General features: G+C 69.4%; 2 protein-coding genes. Both read right to left on the bottom strand.

Translation table 11 applies throughout. The features are described 5' to 3' along the window. Positions 1-716: pyrroline-5-carboxylate reductase (gene proC, locus ACOADB_RS15800; RefSeq protein WP_378600450.1), on the bottom strand; the 716-nt coding region annotated here is incomplete at its 3' end. 7 nt (positions 717-723) lie between these two features. Next, positions 724-1,000, bottom strand: a 277-nt coding sequence (locus ACOADB_RS15795; protein ID WP_378600447.1) for a proline dehydrogenase family protein, incomplete at its 5' end; no start/stop codon positions are given.

Below are 1,000 nucleotides of genomic sequence, written 5' to 3'. Positions count from 1 at the left end.
GCCGCGGCCGTCGTACCGCCGGGCGAGGTGACCTGTTCGCGCAGGACGGCGGGGTGTTCGCCCGTCTCGCGCAACATCAGGGCCGACCCGACCAGGGTCTGCACGGCCAGTTCGTGGGCGACGGTGCGGGGCAGGCCGAGGTGGACGCCCGCCTCGATCATGGCCTCGACGACGAAGAAGACGTATGCCGGACCGGAGCCGCTGATCGCGGTGACCGCGTCCTGCTGCTTCTCGGGCACGCGCACGACCTTCCCGACCGAGCTCATCAACCCCTCGGCCTCGGCGAGGTGCCCCTCGTCGCAGTGGGTACCGGGCGAGATCGCAGCCATGCCCTGATCGATCAGGGCAGGCGTGTTCGGCATGACCCGGACGACAGCGACGCCCTCGGGGACCTTCGACTCGATGAAGCCGGTGGTGATGCCCGCCGCGAGCGAGACGAGCAGCTGGCCGGGGCGCAGGGCCGGGCCGATCTCGGCGAGCACGTCGGACATGTCCTGTGGCTTGACGACCAGCAGCACGGTGTCGGCCTCTGCGGCAGCGGAGGCGTCGGCGACCACGGAGACGCCGTACTTCTCACTGAGCTCGGCGGCGCGCTCGACGCGCTTCTCGACGACGACGAGCCGGTCGACGGCGCGGCCGGACCGGATCAGGCCTGACAACAGGGTCTCCCCCATCACACCGGCACCGATCACGGCAGTCCGTCGGGACTCAGTCATGCGTCACTCACTTCCTGGAGATCAAGGACGTGAGAAACAGTGACAGGTTCTGCGGACGCTCCGCCAGTCGCCGCATCAGGTAGCCGTACCACTGCTCGCCGTACGGCAGGTAGACCCGCACCTTCTCGCCACTGTCGGCCAGCCGTCGCTGCTCGGCCGGGCGGATGCCGTAGAGCATCTGGAACTCGTAGGTGCCGGGCGCCTTGCCGTAGCGGCTCGCGAGCGACGCGGCGATCTCGATCAGCCGCGGATCATGGGTGGCGATCATCGGATAGGCGTCGCCG

The sequence above is a fragment of the Nocardioides sp. CPCC 206348 genome (assembly GCF_048654705.1).
In the GTDB taxonomy this organism is placed as follows: Bacteria; Actinomycetota; Actinomycetes; order Propionibacteriales; family Nocardioidaceae; genus Nocardioides.
This window is presented reverse-complemented; position numbering and strand designations above follow the sequence as displayed.